This is a genomic window from Psychrobacter sp. AOP3-A1-26 (assembly GCF_052378235.1).
GTDB lineage: Bacteria > Pseudomonadota > Gammaproteobacteria > Pseudomonadales > Moraxellaceae > Psychrobacter.
Window position 1 is genome coordinate 1 of record NZ_JBQSXN010000237.1, and the last position, 226, is coordinate 226.

The 226-nt window shown below is 45.1% G+C and carries 1 protein-coding gene; it reads left to right on the forward strand.

Annotated features, from left to right (window positions below; genetic code table 11):
* Positions 1 to 10 precede the first annotated feature (10 nt).
* Positions 11 to 226: transposase (locus ACT3TU_RS14440; protein ID WP_444784554.1), on the forward strand; the 216-nt coding region annotated here is incomplete at its 3' end.

Here is a 226-nt window from a genome sequence, read left to right on the forward strand (position 1 = left end):
CAACAGCAGCATATTTTATGACTGGTGCAAGTTCACGCTAATCCCAAGCCTTAAAACCAAATGCGTGATTGTCATGGATAATGCTCGGTTCCATAAGAATAAACGCATTCAAAAGCTACTCAATAGACATGGGCATCGTATTCTCTGGCTGCCACCGTACAGCCCAGACTTGAACCCTATCGAGAAAAAATGGGCTCAGGTGAAGTTTCTACGCCAAGGCTGGATG